Here is an 18,887-nt window from a genome sequence, read left to right on the forward strand (position 1 = left end):
AATATGATTTGCAACCGGTTGCAAAATTAGTATCCTTGGATCAAGAGTCGCGCAAGCGTCATTTATTGCACCCACCACCGAAAGCCCAAAACCATGCCAGACAGCACCCTTCGCCTTACCGTGGCGCAAGCCATCATCAAATATCTGGAAAACCAGTTCATTCAGATCGACGGTCAGGAGTGGCGGCTGTGCGGTGGCGGCTTTGGCATTTTCGGCCACGGCAACGTGACCTGTCTGGGTGAGGCGCTGTATGATGCGCGCGCCACGCTGCCGCTGTATCGTGGCCAGAATGAGCAAAGCATGGGTTTCGCCGCCGCCGCCTATTCCAAGCAATGGCTGCGCCAGCGCTTCATGTTTTGCACCGCCAGTGCGGGGCCGGGTACGGCGAACCTGCTAACCAGCGCAGCACTGGCCCATGCCAACCGCTTGCCGATGCTGATGCTGTGCGGCGATACCTATGTCACCCGCCTGCCGGACCCCGTTTTGCAACAGCTGGAACATTTCGGCAATCCAACACTGGGTGTGAATGACGCGTTCAAGGCTGTGACGCGGTTTTGGGATCGCATCACCCACCCCGCGCAGATTTTGCAATCCTTGCCCGCAGCACTTAACACCATGCTAGACCCTGCCGATTGCGGGCCTGCCTTTATTGGCCTACCACAAGATGTGCAGGGCTGGACCTTTGATTACCCGACCAATTTCTTTGCCAAACGGGTCCATCGCATCCGCTGCCAAGCGCCCGATGTGGCCGAGGTTGCAGATGCCGTGGCCCTGCTGAAAGCCGCCAAGCGCCCGATGATTATCGCGGGTGGCGGGGTGCAATATTCGGGGGCAGTGGCAGACCTGACCGCCTTTGCCGAGGCGCATAATATCCCCGTGGTTGAAACCATCGCTGGCCGCGCGAACATGCTGCAAGACCACCCGCTGAACATCGGCCCCGTTGGCGTGACGGGGTCCGACAGTGCCAACGCGATTGCCGAGCGGGCCGATGTGATTTTGGCCGTCGGCACACGGTTGCAAGATTTCACCACAGGGTCGTGGACCGCCTTTGCCAAGGACGCGCAAATTATAGGCCTGAATGTAGGGCGGCATGATGCGATGAAGCATCTGTCCTTGCCTGTTGTCGGCGATGCCAAGTTGGGGCTTGCGGCGCTGTCGGCTGCGATGGGCGGGCAAAAAGCCGCAGGCGATTGGGTGGGTTTTGCCCAAGCCGAACGTGCTAAATGGGTGGGCTATACCGACCAGATCACCACTGCGGGTAATGGCCCTAATTCCTATGCCCAAGTGATCCGCGTGGTGAACGACCTCTGCGACAGCCGCGACCGTGTTGTCGCCGCTGCGGGCGGATTGCCTGCCGAAGTAACCGCGCATTGGCAGACCAAAGACATCGGTACCGTTGATGTGGAATTTGGATTTTCCTGCATGGGATACGAGATTGCGGGCGGTTGGGGCGCTAGAATTGCACAATTCGAACGTGAGCCTGAAAAGGACACCATCGTCTTTACCGGCGATGGCAGCTACATGCTGATGAACTCTGACATCTATTCCTCGGTGCTGACAGGCCGCAAACTGATTATCTGCGTGCTAGATAACGGCGGCTTTGCTGTGATCAACAAGCTGCAAAACAACACCGGCAACGAAAGCTTTAACAACCTGATCGCCGATTGCCCCACCGTGCCCGTGCCCTTTGCCGTCGATTTCGCAGCGCATGCGGCGTCGATGGGGGCGCTGGCCGAAACCGTGTCAAACCCAGCTGAATTTGCCGAGGCATTCAAACGCGCCAAAGCCGCCGATAAGACAAGCGTGATTGTGATGCAGGTTGATGCCTATGACGGATGGACCACCCAAGGCCACACGTGGTGGGAGGTGGGCACGCCGCACATCACCCAAAATCCACGGGTCGAAGCCAAGCACCACGAGGTTGAATCCAGCCGCGCCAAGCAAAGAAAGGGCGTGTGATGGATGTAATCGCAGGCATTGCCAAGAACCGCTTTGTCGTGGTCGGCCGCGTGGGGATGGACCTGTTCCCTGCCCCCGGCGAGGCTGTGGAAACCGCCGATCAGTTCACCGCCGATATGGGCGGCTCGTCTGCCAATATCGCCGCAGGCATTGTGAAACTCGGTGGCCAAGCCGCCCTTGTGACCCGCGTGTCCGATGATGCCGTGGGGCGGTTTTGCGTAAACAAGTTGCGCCATTACGGCGTGGACACCACCTATGTTACCCCTGCCGGTGGCGAGGCGCGCAATTCGCTCGCGCTGTATGAAAGCCGTGTGCAGGGGCACCAATCGGTGATCTACCGCAACGGTGCCGCCGATTTTGAGATGACGGTTGAGGATGTTGAGGCCGTCGATTACAGCCAGTTCGGTGCCTTGGTCACGGCGGGAACGGTGTTCGCGGCGGACCCCTCGCGCAGCGCTGCATTTCGCGCGTTTGAGCTGGCCCGCGCCGCTGGCCTACCGATCATCTTTGATGTCGATTACCGCCCCTATAGCTGGCCCTCGGCGCAGGTTGCCGCCGATGTTTTGTCACGCGCGGGGGCCTTGTCGGATGTGATTATCGGCAATGATGATGAGTTCGGCTTTATGGCTGGTGGTAAGGATAAAGGCCTAGCCAAGGCCCGCGACTTGGCAACGACAAGCGCAGCGATTGTAGTCTATAAAATGGGCGAACTTGGCGCGATTACCTTCAATGAGGGCCAAGAAATCCGTACCGGCATTTACCCGGTCACAGCCCTTAAACCCACCGGCGCGGGGGACAGTTTCATGGCGGGTATGCTGTCGGGCATTGCCGCAGGCGCTGATCTGAAAACTGCCGTCTTGCGCGGGTCGGCCTGCGCGGCCATTGTGGTGGCGAAACCGGGTTGTGCGCCAGCTATGCCCTTCCCCGATGACCTGACAAAATTCCTCGCGGCCCATGACGGCCCGACCCATCCAGCCTAAAGGACCCCCCATGCATTTTGCCCCCCATGACAATAAAAACAAACCGATAATTGACGCCGATGATGCCAATGTGCCGTTGAATTACTTTAACATCGTCAAGCTTAAGGCGGGCGAGGCATTTGAATACCAAGTGCCGGGCTATGAGACCTGCATTGTGCCAGCCACTGGCACCGTCGATGTGCTGGTTGAGGGGATTGAGTATAAATCCCTCGGCAACCGGGGTGCCGATGTTTGGGATGGCGAGCCAGAGGGCGTGTATATTCCTGTCGGCGCCAAGGTGACGATTGTCGCCGTGCGCGATACCGAAACCTTTATCGCTGGCGCGCGCTATGACAAGGTTTTGGACCCGTTTGAGGTACGCGTGGCCGATATCGACAAGGTCCAATACGGCTCGGACGACACCAAAACCCACCGTAAAATCAAGCACATCCTTGGCACCAAATACCACGGCAAAGTGGGCCGCTTGTTGGTCAGCGAGCTGTTCACTGTGGGCACCGGCGGTTGGTCCGGCTTTCCTGCGCACAAGCATGACACCGACCGCAAAGATGCCGCTGGCAACATCATTGAGACGCGGCATGATGAAACCTATAACTTCCGTTTCCGCCCCAATCACGGCTCGGGCGTCCAGATCATTCAGCATGAAGAGGGCAAGCCCGGCGATGCCTATCAGCTGATGGACGGGTCCACGATCACCCTGAAATCGGGCTATCACCCCTGCGCCGTGATGCCGGGGTATGAGATGTATTATTTCACCATTCTGGGTGGGCTGTCGCAACGCAGCCTTGTGCAATATTTCCAGCCGACCCATGCCTATCAGGTCGAAACTATCCCCGGCATCAAAGACATGATCGCGAAGTTCAAATGACGCTGGCAACATTGGCAGAGGTCCTGCAACCCGCCCTGAAGGGGCGCTATGCGGTGGCCGGTTTGGTGACATTGGGATGGGAAGATATGCGCGCCTTTGTCGCCGCTGCCGAGGCCGAAGGCTGCCCCGTGATCTTGCAGGCGGGCCCATCGTGCCGCGCCCACACGCCCTTGCCGATCTTGGGCAAGATGTTCCGGCATCTAGCCGAAAACGCCTCGGTGCCGGTCGTCGCACACCTTGACCACGGCTATACGATGCAGGAATGCCGCGAGGCGCTGGACAGCGGCTTTAGCTCGCTGATGTTTGACGGTTCGCGCAAATCATTGACGCAAAACATTGATGAGACAGCAGAAATCGCCGCAATGGCCCATGCGGCGGGCATTTCCTGCGAAGGTGAGATCGGCTTTGTCGGCTATGCCAATGGCGAAAACTCGGCAGGCACTGACCCGGATGACGCGGCAAAGTTTGCCGTTGAGACCGGCGTCGATGCGATGGCCATCTCGGTCGGAAACGTGCATTTGCAACAAGATAAAGAGGGCGGTTTGGATATCGCCCGCATTCGCGCGATTGAGGCGGTGACGCGCGTACCGCTGGTCATTCATGGCGGGTCGGGCGTGCCTGTGGCGCAGCGGAGTGCGCTGGCGCGGGGATCGAACATCTGCAAGTTCAACATCGGCACCGAGCTGCGCATGGCCTTTGGTGACGCCTTGCGCGCTGCGGTTAACAGCGACCCCAGCCGGTTTGACCGTGTGACGATATTGAAAGAAACCCATGACCCGATGGTCGCCGCCACCCGCCGTGTCTTGCGGGCGTTCATGGCGGAGTAACCGCGCAAACCCATGCTTGCCCAAGGGTGGCATGGGGCCTAGGGTCATGCCAAAGAGATGACATTAAAAGGCGTGCGTGATGAAAAAACTTGTTCTAACGGGGGCCGCGGGTCGGCTTGGATCGTACCTGCGTGAACCGCTGTCCAAGCTCTGCGATGAATTGGTAACGACCGATCGGGTCGCTGATATCGGCAAACTTTACCCAAATGAACGCTATGTGCAGGCCGATCTGGCCGAGCTGGCACCAATGGTTGAGCTGTTGGCGGGGGCCGATATGGTCGTGCATTTCGGCGCAATCGGGGATGAGGCACCCTGGGATCAGATTTTGCCGTCTAACATCATTGGCGCCTATAATATCTGGGAAGCGGCCTATCAAAACAAGGTGCGGCGGGTGGTCTATGCCTCGTCCATCCACGCGGTTGGGATGTATCCGAAGAATCAGTTTATCGGCACCGATGTCGCGCACCGGCCCGATACGTTTTACGGGCTGGCAAAGTGTTTCGCCGAAGATCTGGCAAGCCTTTATTGGGAAAAGCGGGGGGTTGAGGCCGTTTGTATGCGGATTTTAAGTGCGGCCAAGGTTGGCAATCCGCGCGCCTTGGGATCTTGGCTCAGCTATGATGATTTGATCCATCTGGTGACGCGGGCGATTGATACGCCTGTGACGGGCTTTACCGTGGTTTACGGGGTTTCAAACAATGATCGCGCGCCTGTCGATAATTCAAAGGCGCATTTTCTGGGGTATCGGCCCAAAGATAATGCCGAACAATTTGCTGCGGAAATTCTTGCCGAGGCAGCACCCCTAAACCCGCTCGACCCCACAGACATGTGCCACGGCGGGCCGTTTGCATCTATTCCGCTGGGCGAAAGCGGGGTGGCCAAATTGAACATTGTGGAAGATGCTAAAAAGATCTGAACCTGCCCACTCAGCCAATCCATTGTCGTAAAATAGATTGGCTGATTTTTTTCCCGATATAAACCTTTGCTTCACGCGATGCGCCGCAAGGCTATCCCGCCAAAGCCTCGGCTACCGCCAAATCGGCCATTTTCAACACAGCCTCGCGTGAGGCAGCAACCGCGATGAACCGGCCGTTGTGGCAGAATTTGGCGCCGGTGACACCGCTAGCTATTTCCAATGCTTCGTCGGTCAGACCAGCCCAAGCGGCGGGCAGATCGGCGCGGTTGTCAAATGTGTCGTCGCCAATGCGGATCGTGGACAGCGTCCAATCGCCACCACGCGGGCAGATGGCGAACAGCAGATGGTCGGCACCGGCCTTATCAATGCCTGCGCGAAACGGCATGCCCATCGACAGCTCCAACACGCGGCCCTCGCCTGCGGCCTCAATCGCGGCCATTACCATCGTCTCGGCGCGCAGCTTGGCGGCTTTGCGCTTTATCTGCGCCTCAACGAACGCGCGGGCGACGGGCAAGGCGGCCATAAAGGCGCGGTCATCGGCGCCTTCCTCATTGTCATCGAACACGGTTTTCAGGCTTTCCAGCAGCGCAGGCAGCGTGAGGCCCGCGAACATTGGCCCTGCCTCAGATGTGTTCACCGCACCATTATCAACAAGATCAACAGGCAGCACGAAGCCGCGATCGAAAGACCCCCAGATCGCGTCGGCGTCATAATCCGGCACATCCATCGCACGAAGGTAATCACGTCCATACTTTGCCCAGACCAATCCGAAAGAGCTGTAGGGTTGGCCACTCTCGCGTAGCGGGTTGGGCCGTTGGTGATGGTCGAAAATCTGCGCCTCGGCGTCAAAATTACCGCCCACGTCGTAAATGATCCGATCCTCGGCGGGGGTGATCCATGCTTTGTCACGGGTGCGGGTCAGCGTGGCATCGGGAAACAGCTGGGTCAGGATGACCGAGGACAACAGCTCATCCGCATGAAAGCCGCCGGAATGGGTGACAAGGTGGGTGATGGTCATCAGATATAGGCTCCAGGAAGGCTTAAATTAATTTGGGCAGCCAACGCGGCCGCCCCCAAGGTCATTATGTGCGTGATTATGAGTGAGGCTCGGCAGAAAACTAGTTCTTGTGGATCGGGATGGCAGAGCCGCAACCTATAGGGCCACCATCAGTTTCGCCGGATCTTTACCCCGATTCACAATAGTTTAATGGGTCCAGACACCGCGCCGATGGGTCGCGAAATTGTCACCATAGCCGCCAGCACGGATATTCGCCTTGCGGGTATGGGTTTCGGCCACAGCAAATTCTATTCCATGCGTGTTTGCATAGGCCTCCGCGGCTTCACGGCTCTCAAACCGCAACTTCACTTGCGAATTCATATCATCGCTGGACGTCCAACCCATCAATGGATCAACCGAACGGGCCGAGGCGGGCACGAATTCTAGCACCCAGACCTTGGTCTTGGCAGTACCGGATTGCATGGCGTTGCGGGCGGGCTGATAAATACGGGCGCGCATAGGCTGGCTCCTTGGAATTTGCGTGTTGCCATATGGCGGAAAAACAGGGGGGTTTGCAAGCGCTTTGCCGCTGTCAAAGAGTTCTGCCGACCGATCGCTGGGAGTGTGGGTGGGGTGTGTGGGGTGTGTGGTGCGATCGGTCGACAGACTTTGCTGCTTGCCCTTATACTTTGCACCATGGATTTTTTCTTTTCAACCGAAAGATGCAAAGTAATTTAAAATATTCCTTAAAATTGAATCTTATCCTCTAACGTTAGCGTAACCTTGCTTAACAACCGCTTAAGCCCCCTTGAACAAGAACAAAAACAGACCATCCTTAAGGCGCTGGAAGGAATCATCATGCCACACAATAATACCAACGCCCCTGCCCTACGCCCCGAGGTTTTAACGCGCCCCAAACTTGAGGGCGGCAAGCGGTTTAAACTCTCGACACCCTTTCAGCCGGCAGGCGACCAACCCAATGCGATCAAAGAGTTAACCGCCGGCATCAATGCGGGCGAGCATGACCAAGTGCTGCTGGGGGCAACCGGTACGGGCAAAACATTCACGATGGCCAAAGTGATTGAAGAAACCCAGCGCCCGGCGATCATTCTCGCGCCCAACAAAACGCTTGCTGCGCAATTATACGGCGAATTTAAAGGCTTCTTTCCCGATAACGCGGTGGAATACTTTGTCTCATATTACGATTATTACCAGCCCGAGGCCTATGTCGCGCGGTCTGATACCTTTATCGAAAAAGAATCGCAGATCAACGAACAGATCGACCGGATGCGCCACTCGGCCACGCGGGCGCTGTTGGAACGCGACGATGTGATCATCATTGCCTCGGTATCGTGCATTTACGGTATCGGCTCGGTCGAAACCTATTCGGCGATGACCCAAGACCTGATTACGGGTGAAAGCTATGACCAACGGCAGGTGATTTCCGAGTTGGTGGCGCAACAATACCGCCGCAACGACCAAGCGTTTCAGCGCGGTTGCTTTCGCGTGCGCGGCGATTCGCTAGAGGTCTGGCCTGCCCACCTTGAAGACCGCGCCTGGCGGTTTTCGTTTTTCGGCGAGGAATTGGAAGCGATTATTGAGTTTGACCCGCTGACCGGCGCGAAAACCGACAATTTCGAACAAATCCGCGTCTATGCCAACAGCCACTACGTCACCCCGCGCCCAACGATGAACCAAGCGATAATCGGCATCAAAAAAGAGCTGCGGATGCGGTTGGACCAACTGACTTCCGATGGTAAATTGCTCGAGGCGCAGCGGCTGGAACAGCGCTGCTCGTTCGACCTTGAGATGCTAGAGGCGACCGGCGTTTGCAACGGCGTGGAAAACTATTCACGCTATCTGACAGGTCGCGCACCGGGTGAGCCGCCGCCAACACTGTTTGAATTTATCCCCGACAATGCCATTGTTTTTGCAGACGAATCCCACGTTTCCGTCCCGCAAATCGGTGGCATGTACAAGGGTGACTTTCGCCGCAAAATGACGCTGGCCGAGCATGGCTTTCGCCTGCCATCCTGTATGGACAACCGGCCGCTGAAGTTTGAGGAATGGGACGCGATGCGGCCGCAGAGCATTTTTGTCTCGGCAACGCCGTCAAAATGGGAGCTGGAGCAAGCGGGCGGCGTGTTCACCGAGCAGGTTATTCGCCCGACCGGATTGATCGACCCTATGGTTGAAATCCGGCCGGTCGAGGCGCAGGTTGACGACCTGTTGGATGAAATTCGACGCGTGGCACTGGCCGGTTTGCGGGTTTTGGTGACAGTGCTGACCAAGCGCATGGCCGAGGATCTGACCGAGTATTTTCACGAACAGGGCATCCGGATCCGCTATATGCACTCGGACATCGACACCATTGAACGCATTGAAATCCTTCGTGATTTGCGGCTAGGGGCCTTTGACGTTCTGGTCGGCATCAACCTGTTGCGCGAAGGTTTGGACATTCCCGAATGCGGGCTGGTGGCGATTTTGGACGCCGATAAGGAAGGCTTCTTGCGGTCTGAAACCTCGCTTATCCAGACCATCGGACGGGCGGCGCGAAACTCTGAAGGGCGCGTGATTATGTATGCCGACCGGATCACCGGCAGCATGGAGCGCGCGATGGGCGAAACCGACCGTCGCCGCGCCAAGCAAGTCGCCTATAATGAGCTGCACGGCATCACCCCGACGACCGTGAAAAAGAACGTCGAGGACGTTCTGGCCGGTCTGTGGCAAGGCGATACGGATCAGTCGCGCATCACCGCCAAGGTTGATAAACCGATGGTTGGCAGCAACCTTGCGGCGCACTTGGACGGCTTGCGGGTGCAAATGCGCAAGGCCGCCGAGAACCTTGAATTTGAAGAGGCAGCCCGCCTGCGCGATGAGGTGAAACGGCTAGAGGCGGTGGAACTGGCCATCGCCGATGACCCACTGGCGCGGCAATCAGTGGTCGAAGAGGCGGTTGAGGACGCGCAGAAAATGGCGGGCCGTTCAACCGCAGGTCGGGCCGGTATGCGCGGCGGAAAGTCGCGTCCGGGGCGGCGCTAGGGCTGTGGTTAGGCCCGTTTTATCAGGCGGACCAAGAACAGCACGACCACCGCGCCAATCGTCGCGTGCAGGATGGATGCCAAAATTCCCCCACCAAAGCCAAGCCCAAGCATTGGGAAAATCCAGCCCGCCACAAGTGCGCCGACGATGCCAACGACGATATTACCAAGCAAACCAAAGCCATAGCCCTTGACGATAAGCCCCGCCAACCAGCCAGCCACGCCGCCGATTATCAGTATTAAGATTAAACCCTGAGCAGCCATATCATCTCTCCAAAATTGTAAATTTCTGTTTCGTAACTTCAGGCTGACCTATTTCCAAGGGGCGCGAGCTTACTTCGGTATAAGGCTTTCAAAACGCCTCGACCACCTCATACATCACCGGTTCAAACCGGCTGCACAGGCCGGCAATCACGCGGTTACGTTCGCGCATTTCCGGCGTGCGCAGCATCGCTTGAAAATCCTCGCGCCTCTGCCATTTGGAGTAATTGGCGATGCGGGTTTGCGCGTCATTCATGTGCAGCCCCGCCCCCAAAAACCCCGGCTGGTGGCGAATAAACGCGGCATAGGCCGATTGCAGCGCCTCCATCAGATCGGCGGCGGTGCCCGGCGTCATCTCAAACGTGGTAAGTACGGTTTGTCCGGTAAAGTCTTTGCTAATCTCTGGCATAGAACGGCCCTCCTTTGCAGCATCATGCCACATCTGCGGGATGTTCACACAAGCAAATTTTGACACAACTTGATGAGATGCGCCATAATCCCTTGCTTTTTGGCGAAACTACTTCTATGTAGGCACTGCGACGTTATCTCTATCGACCACTGTCTACCGCCTTACGGCCACAGCAACTCGATGACTGGCTGACGTGCCGAGCCGCCGCATGGTGTGGGCGGAACTAAGACAGGAGATCTCACGATGGCCAAGGGCACCGTGAAATGGTTCAACGAAACTAAAGGCTTCGGCTTTATTGCGCCAGAAGGCAGCAGCAAAGACGTGTTCGTGCACATCACTGCACTAGAGCGCGCTGGCTTGCGTACTTTGGCCGACGGTCAAGCTGTCACCTTCGATATCGAAGCTGGCCGTGACGGTCGCGAATCTGCGACGAACCTCGCACTCGCATAAGCGACACGCCTGAGTTGTCAGGCAATTGAAATACAAGAGGGCGGGCCATTTGTGCCTGCCCTTTTTTGTTTTCGGCTTTGTCCGCCTTAGCTGCCTAGGCTGCACGAAAAACCAACCTGTTACGCATCGCATGTTCAAAACCGACACGCATTGCGACCACGGATAAAGGTGCACGAAGCACAACGGGGGCATGGCTGTCGTTTGGAAATTCTGAGGTGGCGCATTCGGTTGAAACGAGAATAACCGGCATATCGACGCCACCCTTATGCATCAGACATACGAGTTTTCGGCTGGCCTCTAGCCCGCCAACATGGTCACTATTGATGACAAACAGGCCAAAACCAGTGCCATCCATGGTAAGCGTTTCAAGGGCTGCGAACGCGTCTTTTTCTGTTTCAATCATACCGCCCAACCCCGCGATACGCGTCGCAATCTGATTGTGAACAGCGCCACCTTCTACAGAATCTTCTGCTGCCAAAAGCAAGACGCGCACGCCCCAACTGACAACGGCCGCAACGTCTGCTTCATCTTGGCGAAATACTTGCACAACGACCTCCTCCAAACTTAACCAGACTTAGACATACTCATAAATTCGATCAAAATTAGGGTGAAGCTTTGGCGCCTTTTACCCTATCATCTGCGATCAGGGCCGATTTTAGCCATATTTCGCAGAGCCAAGCGCAAGCACAGCCCTGATTCGAGTGTGCATAAAAACCGTGTGAGACCTGTTAGCAGCAGTCCATTGCGGCGATTATTTTTACGACGTCTTCTGAGTAACTCGCATAATTAAACCCGATGCACTTCCATTCAAAACAGGTGCATCTCTGGCGGGTTCTTATCGTTTCTGTCATGCAGAAAAGTCTAAGCGCCCTGTATACGTTTGCCAGGCAAATCGGCCGGTGTCCCATCACAATGCAACTTTGCCTGCCCGCGCCCTGCGTTTTTAGACGCGTATAGCGCTTCATCAGCATCGCTCAGCATCTTATCGGCATTGGGCTGTGCGTAATCGGTTGAGATTGTTATCCCAATACTTGCCGAGATCTGGCAAACCTGCCCATGAAAATCACTAGGCTCCGTCAGCTTTTCAACAACCCGTTCGGCAACCTTAAACAACGTGCTTGGATCGGTTAAATCCCTGAAAACGACAACAAACTCATCTCCGCCAACACGCGCGACCGTATCGCCCAACCTGGTTTGCGATAGCAGCACTTTTGCAACCACTTGCAGCACAAAATCACCCGCCGCATGACCCAGCGTGTCATTCACGGACTTAAAATAATCCAAGTCGATGTGCATGAGGCCAAAGGGCACCTTACGGTCAATCATCATCGACATTGCTAAATCCAACGCACGGCGGTTGCGCAGGCCGGTCAAGGTGTCGGTTAGGGCTTGCTCCTCTGCGGCGTCCCGCGCGCCCTGCAGCCGCATGTTCAGTTGCCGCAACTCTTCGGTCACGGCCGTCTTTGCCTCGACCAGATAGAGCAATTCCATTGCCAAATCCGTGGCTGCAAAATCGGCGTCTGTAAGGTCGTGGGCGGCCACCGCTTTCATCACATCAATCCCGAAAGAAAGGTTCACCAACACCCCTTCATTTGCGGGAAGGCAGACTGCAATACCCCGAAACCCTTGCACGATGCTTGCCTCTTTCGGCATGATTTGCAATCGTTCACCATCAAGGCGGCGCATGTCAGTTACTGTAAAAACCCCCCCAGGACGACGCACTTCGAAGAGGTCAAAAAAGCTGGCGCCTTCAAGGTGCTCCGCACCAAAGACCTTGCGCAATGTCCCCCCCGCAGATTCGATAACACCTCGGCCAGAAATCCAAAGATGCATCGGCATGACGCGGTTTAGCGCGGGCTTTTCTATCTGCATTGGACCGTCGGGCATCATTTGCTCACCTTTTCAATCACCTCGGGCAGCCAATTCGAACCTGCGCCCCTGCGCATATGCGACTTCAAGCAGTTGAATAAGGACCATTTCACCCTCAAGGCTATCGCCGTCATGGTCTAGCAATGCCAACGCCCCATAGTCATCAGCCATCGCACGCAACAACCCGACAACAACATGGCCTGCCCCCGCAAGCGGGAAACGGCATTGCAACGTATAAAGGCTCGGCGTTATTTCGTATAGATCTAGCAGTGGCAAATCAAGGTTTGGCAAGGCCAACTGCCCGCGCCCTTGGGTATCTTCCAGCGTTTGGAGGAAATCCTTAAACGTCACCCCACCAAACCGCAGCAATCGGCGCAGCGCATCCGAACTGTGGTTAGAGACGAGGAATGTGCCCAAATCCTCAAGAATCATGTCTCGCGGACGGTTTAGAACGGTCACGCTTGCGGCCAGCACGCCTTCGGTCATTGCATCATCATAGGTTAACATGGCTTCAAACCCGTCGACACCAACCCCAGAAAGGCACGCGACTCGTGCCCATGCAGCATCGCCATGCGTATCGCGCACATAGCATTGGATCGCTCGGTTAATCAGACCATGCATTCAACGGAATCCTCCCTTAAGCCTCTAAAGCTAGTCGCCAACCCTTAATATTCACCCCCAAGGCTGGCTGGTATTTTCCTAAAAACTGCGGCAATGTGGCATTACAAAAGGCATGGTCCACGTTGCAAACACTTGTTTTTAAACTGCTTATAACGCTGCACTTTTTTGTGCTGCGCGTGACACGCCCTTCTTTCATAAACTTATACGCATTTCCTTTGTCCTTCCGTCGCTAACTTGCGAAAAAAATAATCAATTGGGCCTAATTTATATTCCCTTAATAATCAGTGAATTACGCAAATTACTGCCCTCTTCCCTCGGGCCAGATTCCCAGATATACCCTGCAGATGACGCAAAATCCGCCAAACCTCCGCCCCGATCTCGCGCCCCGCGCGCGCCTGTCCGAGCCCCGCCGTGAAGGCCAGCCGATGATCGGTATGGTCAGCCTTGGCTGCCCCAAAGCGCTTGTCGATAGTGAACGCATCCTGACCCGCCTGCGGGCCGAAGGCTATGCCATCTCGCCCGATTACGCGGGTGCCGATGCGGTGATCGTCAATACCTGCGGCTTCCTCGACAGTGCCAAGGCCGAAAGCCTTGATGCGATTGGTGAGGCGCTAAAGGAAAACGGCAAGGTCATCGTGACGGGTTGTTTGGGCGCCGAGCCGGATTATATCCGTGAGCATCACCCGAAGATTTTGGCCGTGACCGGCCCGCATCAGTATGAGCAGGTTTTGGACGCTGTCCACCTTGCCGTACCGCCATCGCCCGATCCGTTTATCGACCTGCTACCCGCAAGCGGCGTGACCCTGACACCGCGCCACTACAGCTATCTGAAAGTTTCCGAGGGCTGCAATCATAAGTGCAAGTTCTGCATCATCCCCGATATGCGCGGCCGCCTGCAATCGCGCCCCGCCCATGCTGTGCTGCGTGAGGCGGAAAAACTGGTTGAGGCTGGTGTGCGCGAACTGCTGGTCATCTCGCAAGACACCAGCGCTTATGGCGTTGATATCAAACACGCAATCGACAAAGGCCACCGTGCGCATATCACCGACCTCGCGCGTGATCTGGGCAGTTTGGGCGCGTGGGTACGGCTGCATTACGTCTACCCCTACCCGCATGTGCGCGACCTAATCCCGCTAATGGCGGATGGCCTGATTTTGCCCTATCTGGACATCCCGTTCCAGCACGCCCACCCCGATACGCTGAAACGCATGGCCCGCCCTGCCGCTGCCGCCAAAACGCTAGATGAAATCGCCGCGTGGCGTGCCACCTGCCCCGATATTACCCTGCGCAGCACCTTTATCGTAGGCTATCCCGGCGAAACCGAGGCCGAATTCCAAACCCTGCTGGATTGGATGGATGAGGCGCAACTCGACCGGGTGGGTTGTTTCCAATACGAAAATGTCGCTGGTGCCCGCAGCAACGCCCTGCCCGACCATGTGCCGGATGAGGTAAAGCAAGACCGCTGGAACCGCTTTATGGAAAAAGCGCAAGCGATTTCCGAGGCAAAACTGGCCGCCAAAGTTGGCCAAACCATCCAAGTCATCGTGGATGAGGTTGACGCCGACGGTGCCACTTGCCGCACCAAAGCCGATGCCCCCGAGATTGACGGAAACCTGTTTATTGATGAGGGTTTTGAAGGGCTTAACGCGGGCGATCTGGTGGTCGTTGAGGTCGAAGAAGCAGGTGAGTATGATTTGTGGGGGCGGTTGGTTTGAGGAGAACCAGAATTGGCAACATCATATCAACTCTTGGAACCCTATGGTGACCGCCAAACTGTCCAAATCTCCAGTGATGATTACAGAAAGTTTTCAGCCGCACAGCGCAACCTCCTGAACTTATTGAAAATCGAAGAGCTCCTTGGAGTAGCTGCTGAAAGTTATTTGGAATTTGAGACCATTATTTCAAAAGCAGCACTGGGATATATGGTGCTAAGCTTTGACCCTAATGATACGGAACGTTTTTTCCAAGAATACAGAAACCGATTTGACCTCAAGATACTCAATCTGCTCAATGCGTTTAGGGCGCATTATGAACAATCAATGAGCATAACCAAGCTGCTCGAAAATGCTTGCCCAGGCTTACACAACTCTATCAAGAACAGCTTCTCTGCACGGTTTGACACGTCTCAAGAGTACCGCATCGTTGATGCGCTACGCAACTTTGCCCAACATGACACTCTACCACTTCATAGCCTGAGCTTCGGCAGCCAGCATCAGTATGCCGGCGATCGGCGAGATGAGAAATCTGCCTTTAGAAACAGAGTTGCAGTAGGGCTCTATTTTTCGATTTCTGCACTCGTGGAATCGAACAAAATCAACGCGAAGACACGAAAAGAGGTAGAAGGTTTCGGTGTAACTCTACTTGATGCAACGTTGCTTATAAGGAAGTACGTGGCGTGCGTTTCGGAGGTTCATCTCGAACTGAGGGCCGCAACTGAAGCGCTCTTAATCGCTTCGGCTTTTGAAATTGATAGGGCTTATGAACTGGCCAAGGACAACAAGGCAAAAGCTCCAGTTCATCTCGAATTAACAGCAACTGACCCCGAAAACCTCACTGAAACGACCAACTTGAAAAAGGATCTTCCTCAAACCGTTTCGTATTTGAGGACCAAGTTTCTAGGGCTGGCAGGAGTATCTCGAAATTTCATTTCATCCGAACCTGTTTGGAATAGAAGTACTTATCAAGGGTCAGACAAGTCACTCTGGATATCAAAATAGCCCCCCCCAACCCAAAGGACCTCCCACATGACCGACACCCCGAAAATCGCACAACCCGCACCCTATCCGGTTGAGGTAGAGGAAGGTAAATCCTACTTTTGGTGTTCCTGCGGGCAATCCGCAAAACAGCCGTTCTGCGATGGGTCGCACAAAGGGTCGGAGTTTGCGCCCGTGAAATACACGGCCGAGGCCAGCAAAAAGGTGTTTTTCTGTGGCTGCAAGCACACGGCCAAAGCGCCGCTGTGTGACGGATCACACAAGGCGCTTTGACCCTGTTCTAAGCGGCCAGTTATAGGCGGGCGGCGGTGTAGATCGGCGTCAGCTCGCCTTCCCACTCACCATGATACAGCGATAAATAGCGGTCGGCCTGCGTGACGCCGGTTTTCACACTTTCGACCACAGGCGCAAGATACGCCTCTTCGCCGTGCCCGCGCGCGGCCAGCCCTGCTTGCGACAGTGCGACAGCGGCGCGCGCCAAATCAGCTAGCTTCACGCCTTCGGCCTCGGCCTCTAGCCCTTTGACAGATGCCGCAACGCGCAGCCCTTCGCGGGTATCGGCGTCAAAGCCTTTGACCAAATCCCAAGCGGCATCCAGCGCTGTGGAATCATACATCAACCCGACCCAGAACGCGGGCAAAGCCACGGTATAGTCACGGCTGCCCATATCGGCCCCGCGCATTTCAATGTATTTTTTCACCCGCGCCTCGGGGAACACGGTTGTCATATGGTCGGCCCAATCCGAAAGCGTTGGCTTTTCGCCGGGCAATGCGGGCAATTCGCCCTTTAGGAAATCGCGGAACGATTGGCCCAAGGCATTGATATATTTGCCATCGCGATAGACAAAATACATCGGCACATCCAGCACCCAATCGACATAACGCTGAAATCCCGCACCCTCTTCGAACATAAACGGCAGCATGCCTGTGCGCGATCCGTCAAGCCCGCGCCAGATGCGCGACCGCCAGGATTTATGACCATTCGGCTTGCCCTCAAAGAACGGCGAGGACGCAAACAGCGCCGTTGCCACCGGCTGCAAGGCCAGCGCCACGCGCATCTTTTTCACCATGTCGCCCTCGGACGCGAAGTCGAGGTTCACCTGCACCGTGCTGGTGCGATACATCATTTGCGTGCCGTGTGTGCCGACATGGCCCATGTAATCGGTCATCAAACGGTAGCGGCCCTTGGGCATCCGGTCCATTTGGTCATGCGTCCATTCGGGGGCCGCGCCAATGCCAAGGAACCCCACGCCCATTGGGTCGGCTATTTGCGCCACCTCGGCCAAATGCTGGTCAAGTTCCGCCGCGACATCGTCAATCGTGGCAAGCGGTGCGCCCGAAAGCTCAAACTGCCCGCCCGGCTCAAGGCTGATATTCGCGCCGTTGCGCTGAAGGCCGATCAGGTGGCCTTGCTCCTCGACCGGCTCCCAACCGAAACGGTCACGGATACCTTCCAGCAGCTTGCGCACCGAGGCTGGGCCGTCATAGGGCAAAGGTGCGTGGGTAGCCGTTAAAAAGCCGAACTTTTCATGCTCGGTCCCGATGCGCCAATCGGCCTTTGGCTTGCAGCCGCTTTCCATATAGGCCGCCAGCTGCTCAAAGCTTTCAATCGGGCCACCACCGGATTGGGGAATAGACATTGGGAAGGCTCCGATCTCGCTGTGTCAAACTCAGTGGACAGACCTGTCGTTTTGCGGCCCTCAAGTCAAGACTTGACGCGCAGGATGTTGCCAGATCACGCGACTGTCACCACCAATTGCCACCACCCGTCCGGTCGAAACCGTGGTTGGCGCATCTACCGCCGCCACCAGCGCGCCCGTATCCATGCCCGGCAATGCTGCAAACGCGTCAAATAACCGCTCGGCCCCCAGCGCCGACACAGGGATCAGCAAAGCCTGCCCATCTTGCTGTTTCAGCCGCCACACGCGCCGCCCGCCGACCGTCAACAGACGCAGCTCTACCAGTTCGCGCAGGGCCACAGCGCCACCGCTGTTGGGGCCGAAATAGCTGACTTGGCCTTCGTCAAACTCTACCACGCCGGGGGCCTCGCCCCCTTGGGCAAAGCGCAGCCGCCGCCATGCCAGCACGCCAAAGCCAGCAGCCAAGGCCACAACTGCCCCGCCAACCGGCACCAATAGAAGGCCACCCAGCGCCATGAGCCACAGGCCAACGGCAGCCAATCCAGAGGCGACGAACACCTCTCGCAGCCGCCATAACTGGGCGCGCGCCTCGGCGCGGATCATCACACCCAATCCCCCAGCTGTGCTTGCCACAGCGTCAATGCGGCAACTGCGGCCGTATCAGCGCGCAGGATGCGCGGGCCAAGGCTGGCCTGTACCACTTGCGGCATCGCGGCCAGCATTGCCTGTTCTTCATCCGAAAACCCGCCCTCGGGGCCGATCAGCACGGCCCAAGGGCCTACCCCGCCCCCTTTGGGCAGCGCCTCGGACACACCAGCAAGGTGCTCGTTGCACCACAAAATCCGCCTGTCAGCAGGCCACGCTGCCAAAACCTTAACCAGCGGCACCACATCGTCGACCACCGGCACAAAGGTGCCACCGCATTGCTCGGCGGCCTCAACAGCATGGGCACGCAGCTTATCAACCCGAATACGGTCGGCATTGGTAAACCGCGTTTGCACCGGCATCACGCGTGCCGCGCCCAGCTCGGTCGCCTTTTCCACGATGAAATCGGTGCGGGCCTTTTTGATCGGCGCAAACAGCAGCCACAGATCAGGCGGCATCCGCAACGGCGCGGTTTGGTCCACACATACCACCAGCCCCTTGCGCTTACCCGCCTCGGCCACCTCGGCCCGCCATTCACCGTTTTGGCCGTCAAAGACCAAAATAGACGCGCCAACGCCCAGCCGCATCACGTTGAACAAATAATTCGCCTGCCCTTCGTCCAAGGCAATCACTTGCCCCGCCCCGACTGGCTGATCTACAAAGAGTCTGATTTTTGCATTTCCCATAGAGGCAA

The 18,887-nt window shown here is 56.5% G+C and carries 20 protein-coding genes; 10 read left to right on the forward strand and 10 right to left on the reverse strand.

The features are described from left to right. Positions 1-93: 93 nt before the first annotated feature. From iolD to ACEN2J_RS13720, 5 genes are all read left to right on the forward strand, one after another. Complete coding sequence (gene iolD / locus ACEN2J_RS13700; RefSeq protein WP_442106661.1) at positions 94-1,959, forward strand: 3D-(3,5/4)-trihydroxycyclohexane-1,2-dione acylhydrolase (decyclizing); 1,866 nt, start codon at positions 94-96, stop codon at positions 1,957-1,959. Beyond that, positions 1,959-2,939 carry a 5-dehydro-2-deoxygluconokinase gene (gene iolC, locus ACEN2J_RS13705; protein ID WP_442106662.1) on the forward strand — a complete coding sequence of 327 codons (981 nt, stop codon included), beginning with the start codon at positions 1,959-1,961 and terminating at the stop codon, positions 2,937-2,939. The genes iolD and iolC overlap by 1 nt, the downstream gene beginning before the upstream one ends. 10 nt (positions 2,940-2,949) lie before the next feature. Further along, the gene (locus tag ACEN2J_RS13710; RefSeq protein ID WP_442106663.1) at positions 2,950-3,804 is read left to right on the forward strand and encodes a 5-deoxy-glucuronate isomerase; all 855 of its coding nucleotides are present in this window, start codon (positions 2,950-2,952) and stop codon (positions 3,802-3,804) included. After that, entirely contained in the window at positions 3,801-4,631 is an 831-nt protein-coding gene (locus tag ACEN2J_RS13715) for a class II fructose-bisphosphate aldolase (RefSeq protein ID WP_442106664.1), read from the forward strand. The genes ACEN2J_RS13710 and ACEN2J_RS13715 overlap by 4 nt, the downstream gene beginning before the upstream one ends. Before the next feature lie 79 nt (positions 4,632-4,710). After that, positions 4,711-5,547: an NAD-dependent epimerase/dehydratase family protein gene (locus ACEN2J_RS13720; RefSeq protein ID WP_442106665.1), complete on the forward strand. Its 837-nt coding sequence runs from the start codon at positions 4,711-4,713 to the stop codon at positions 5,545-5,547. Positions 5,548-5,638: 91 nt separating this feature from the next. On the opposite strand, the gene ACEN2J_RS13725 is transcribed toward ACEN2J_RS13720, so the two are convergent. Further along, on the reverse strand, positions 5,639-6,565 hold the full coding sequence (locus ACEN2J_RS13725; RefSeq protein WP_442106666.1) for an MYG1 family protein: 927 nt from the start codon (positions 6,563-6,565) through the stop codon (positions 5,639-5,641). Positions 6,566-6,751: 186 nt separating this feature from the next. Further along, entirely contained in the window at positions 6,752-7,063 is a 312-nt protein-coding gene (locus ACEN2J_RS13730; RefSeq protein ID WP_442106667.1) for an ETC complex I subunit, read from the reverse strand. 339 nt (positions 7,064-7,402) lie between these two features. On the opposite strand from ACEN2J_RS13730, the gene uvrB reads away from it, so the two are divergent. Continuing rightward, positions 7,403-9,586 carry an excinuclease ABC subunit UvrB gene (gene uvrB, locus ACEN2J_RS13735; protein ID WP_442106668.1) on the forward strand — a complete coding sequence of 728 codons (2,184 nt, stop codon included), beginning with the start codon at positions 7,403-7,405 and terminating at the stop codon, positions 9,584-9,586. An 8-nt stretch (positions 9,587-9,594) separates the two neighbouring features. Here the strand turns inward: uvrB and ACEN2J_RS13740 are convergent, their stop codons facing one another. Both ACEN2J_RS13740 and ACEN2J_RS13745 read right to left on the reverse strand, forming a co-directional pair. Next, on the reverse strand, positions 9,595-9,849 hold the full coding sequence (locus tag ACEN2J_RS13740; RefSeq protein WP_442106669.1) for a GlsB/YeaQ/YmgE family stress response membrane protein: 255 nt from the start codon (positions 9,847-9,849) through the stop codon (positions 9,595-9,597). Between the two features lie 88 nt (positions 9,850-9,937). After that, positions 9,938-10,255 (reverse strand): antibiotic biosynthesis monooxygenase family protein, encoded by a 318-nt coding sequence (locus tag ACEN2J_RS13745; protein ID WP_442106670.1) that lies wholly within the window; start codon positions 10,253-10,255, stop codon positions 9,938-9,940. A gap of 243 nt (positions 10,256-10,498) precedes the next feature. On the opposite strand from ACEN2J_RS13745, the gene ACEN2J_RS13750 reads away from it, so the two are divergent. Next, entirely contained in the window at positions 10,499-10,705 is a 207-nt protein-coding gene (locus tag ACEN2J_RS13750) for a cold-shock protein (protein ID WP_050524291.1), read from the forward strand. 94 nt (positions 10,706-10,799) lie between these two features. On the opposite strand, the gene ACEN2J_RS13755 is transcribed toward ACEN2J_RS13750, so the two are convergent. The 3 genes from ACEN2J_RS13755 to ACEN2J_RS13765 form a co-directional block, all read right to left on the reverse strand. Beyond that, entirely contained in the window at positions 10,800-11,252 is a 453-nt protein-coding gene (locus tag ACEN2J_RS13755; RefSeq protein ID WP_442106671.1) for a hypothetical protein, read from the reverse strand. A gap of 314 nt (positions 11,253-11,566) precedes the next feature. Next, complete coding sequence (locus tag ACEN2J_RS13760; protein WP_442106672.1) at positions 11,567-12,592, reverse strand: GGDEF domain-containing protein; 1,026 nt, start codon at positions 12,590-12,592, stop codon at positions 11,567-11,569. Positions 12,593-12,607: 15 nt separating this feature from the next. After that, positions 12,608-13,195, reverse strand: a complete 588-nt coding sequence (locus tag ACEN2J_RS13765; RefSeq protein WP_442106673.1) for a heme NO-binding domain-containing protein — start codon at positions 13,193-13,195, stop codon at positions 12,608-12,610. Between the two features lie 344 nt (positions 13,196-13,539). Between ACEN2J_RS13765 and rimO the strand changes: the two genes are divergently transcribed. From rimO to ACEN2J_RS13780, 3 genes are read left to right on the forward strand one after another with little or no spacing between them, the layout of a single operon-like run. Continuing rightward, a complete protein-coding gene (rimO, locus tag ACEN2J_RS13770; protein WP_442106674.1) occupies positions 13,540-14,910 on the forward strand; it encodes a 30S ribosomal protein S12 methylthiotransferase RimO in 1,371 nt (456 codons plus the stop codon). A gap of 12 nt (positions 14,911-14,922) precedes the next feature. After that, the gene (locus tag ACEN2J_RS13775; RefSeq protein ID WP_442106675.1) at positions 14,923-15,912 is read left to right on the forward strand and encodes a hypothetical protein; all 990 of its coding nucleotides are present in this window, start codon (positions 14,923-14,925) and stop codon (positions 15,910-15,912) included. A 27-nt stretch (positions 15,913-15,939) separates the two neighbouring features. Continuing rightward, positions 15,940-16,182 (forward strand): CDGSH iron-sulfur domain-containing protein, encoded by a 243-nt coding sequence (locus ACEN2J_RS13780; RefSeq protein WP_442106676.1) that lies wholly within the window; start codon positions 15,940-15,942, stop codon positions 16,180-16,182. Positions 16,183-16,201: 19 nt separating this feature from the next. Here ACEN2J_RS13780 and ACEN2J_RS13785 read toward each other — a convergent pair whose 3' ends face one another. The 3 genes from ACEN2J_RS13785 to ACEN2J_RS13795 are packed head-to-tail and all read right to left on the reverse strand — an operon-like array spanning position 16,202 to position 18,879. Beyond that, on the reverse strand, positions 16,202-17,548 hold the full coding sequence (locus ACEN2J_RS13785; RefSeq protein WP_442106677.1) for a glutamate--cysteine ligase: 1,347 nt from the start codon (positions 17,546-17,548) through the stop codon (positions 16,202-16,204). A gap of 60 nt (positions 17,549-17,608) precedes the next feature. Continuing rightward, positions 17,609-18,151: a hypothetical protein gene (locus ACEN2J_RS13790; protein ID WP_442106678.1), complete on the reverse strand. Its 543-nt coding sequence runs from the start codon at positions 18,149-18,151 to the stop codon at positions 17,609-17,611. Beyond that, on the reverse strand, positions 18,151-18,879 hold the full coding sequence (locus ACEN2J_RS13795) for a 16S rRNA (uracil(1498)-N(3))-methyltransferase (RefSeq protein WP_442106679.1): 729 nt from the start codon (positions 18,877-18,879) through the stop codon (positions 18,151-18,153). Before ACEN2J_RS13795 ends, ACEN2J_RS13790 begins: the two co-directional genes overlap by 1 nt. Between the last annotated feature and the right edge of the window lie 8 nt (positions 18,880-18,887).

The organism is Pseudorhodobacter sp. W20_MBD10_FR17, from assembly GCF_052119765.1.
Classification (GTDB): Bacteria; Pseudomonadota; Alphaproteobacteria; order Rhodobacterales; family Rhodobacteraceae; genus Pseudorhodobacter.

Bases quoted from the DNA above. Each gene is read 5' to 3' on its own strand.
- ACEN2J_RS13740 (WP_442106669.1), bottom strand. From the start codon at position 9,849: ATGGCTGCTCAGGGTTTAATCTTAATACTGATAATCGGCGGCGTGGCT.
- ACEN2J_RS13765 (WP_442106673.1), bottom strand. From the start codon at position 13,195: ATGCATGGTCTGATTAACCGAGCGATCCAATGCTATGTGCGCGATACG.
- ACEN2J_RS13785 (WP_442106677.1), bottom strand. From the start codon at position 17,548: ATGTCTATTCCCCAATCCGGTGGTGGCCCGATTGAAAGCTTTGAGCAG.
- rimO (WP_442106674.1), top strand. From the start codon at position 13,540: ATGACGCAAAATCCGCCAAACCTCCGCCCCGATCTCGCGCCCCGCGCG.
- ACEN2J_RS13760 (WP_442106672.1), bottom strand. From the start codon at position 12,592: ATGCCCGACGGTCCAATGCAGATAGAAAAGCCCGCGCTAAACCGCGTC.
- uvrB (WP_442106668.1), top strand. From the start codon at position 7,403: ATGCCACACAATAATACCAACGCCCCTGCCCTACGCCCCGAGGTTTTA.
- ACEN2J_RS13725 (WP_442106666.1), bottom strand. From the start codon at position 6,565: ATGACCATCACCCACCTTGTCACCCATTCCGGCGGCTTTCATGCGGAT.
- ACEN2J_RS13710 (WP_442106663.1), top strand. From the start codon at position 2,950: ATGCATTTTGCCCCCCATGACAATAAAAACAAACCGATAATTGACGCC.
- iolC (WP_442106662.1), top strand. From the start codon at position 1,959: ATGGATGTAATCGCAGGCATTGCCAAGAACCGCTTTGTCGTGGTCGGC.
- iolD (WP_442106661.1), top strand. From the start codon at position 94: ATGCCAGACAGCACCCTTCGCCTTACCGTGGCGCAAGCCATCATCAAA.
- ACEN2J_RS13795 (WP_442106679.1), bottom strand. From the start codon at position 18,879: ATGGGAAATGCAAAAATCAGACTCTTTGTAGATCAGCCAGTCGGGGCG.
- ACEN2J_RS13750 (WP_050524291.1), top strand. From the start codon at position 10,499: ATGGCCAAGGGCACCGTGAAATGGTTCAACGAAACTAAAGGCTTCGGC.
- ACEN2J_RS13720 (WP_442106665.1), top strand. From the start codon at position 4,711: ATGAAAAAACTTGTTCTAACGGGGGCCGCGGGTCGGCTTGGATCGTAC.
- ACEN2J_RS13730 (WP_442106667.1), bottom strand. From the start codon at position 7,063: ATGCGCGCCCGTATTTATCAGCCCGCCCGCAACGCCATGCAATCCGGT.
- ACEN2J_RS13790 (WP_442106678.1), bottom strand. From the start codon at position 18,151: ATGATCCGCGCCGAGGCGCGCGCCCAGTTATGGCGGCTGCGAGAGGTG.
- ACEN2J_RS13745 (WP_442106670.1), bottom strand. From the start codon at position 10,255: ATGCCAGAGATTAGCAAAGACTTTACCGGACAAACCGTACTTACCACG.
- ACEN2J_RS13715 (WP_442106664.1), top strand. From the start codon at position 3,801: ATGACGCTGGCAACATTGGCAGAGGTCCTGCAACCCGCCCTGAAGGGG.
- ACEN2J_RS13780 (WP_442106676.1), top strand. From the start codon at position 15,940: ATGACCGACACCCCGAAAATCGCACAACCCGCACCCTATCCGGTTGAG.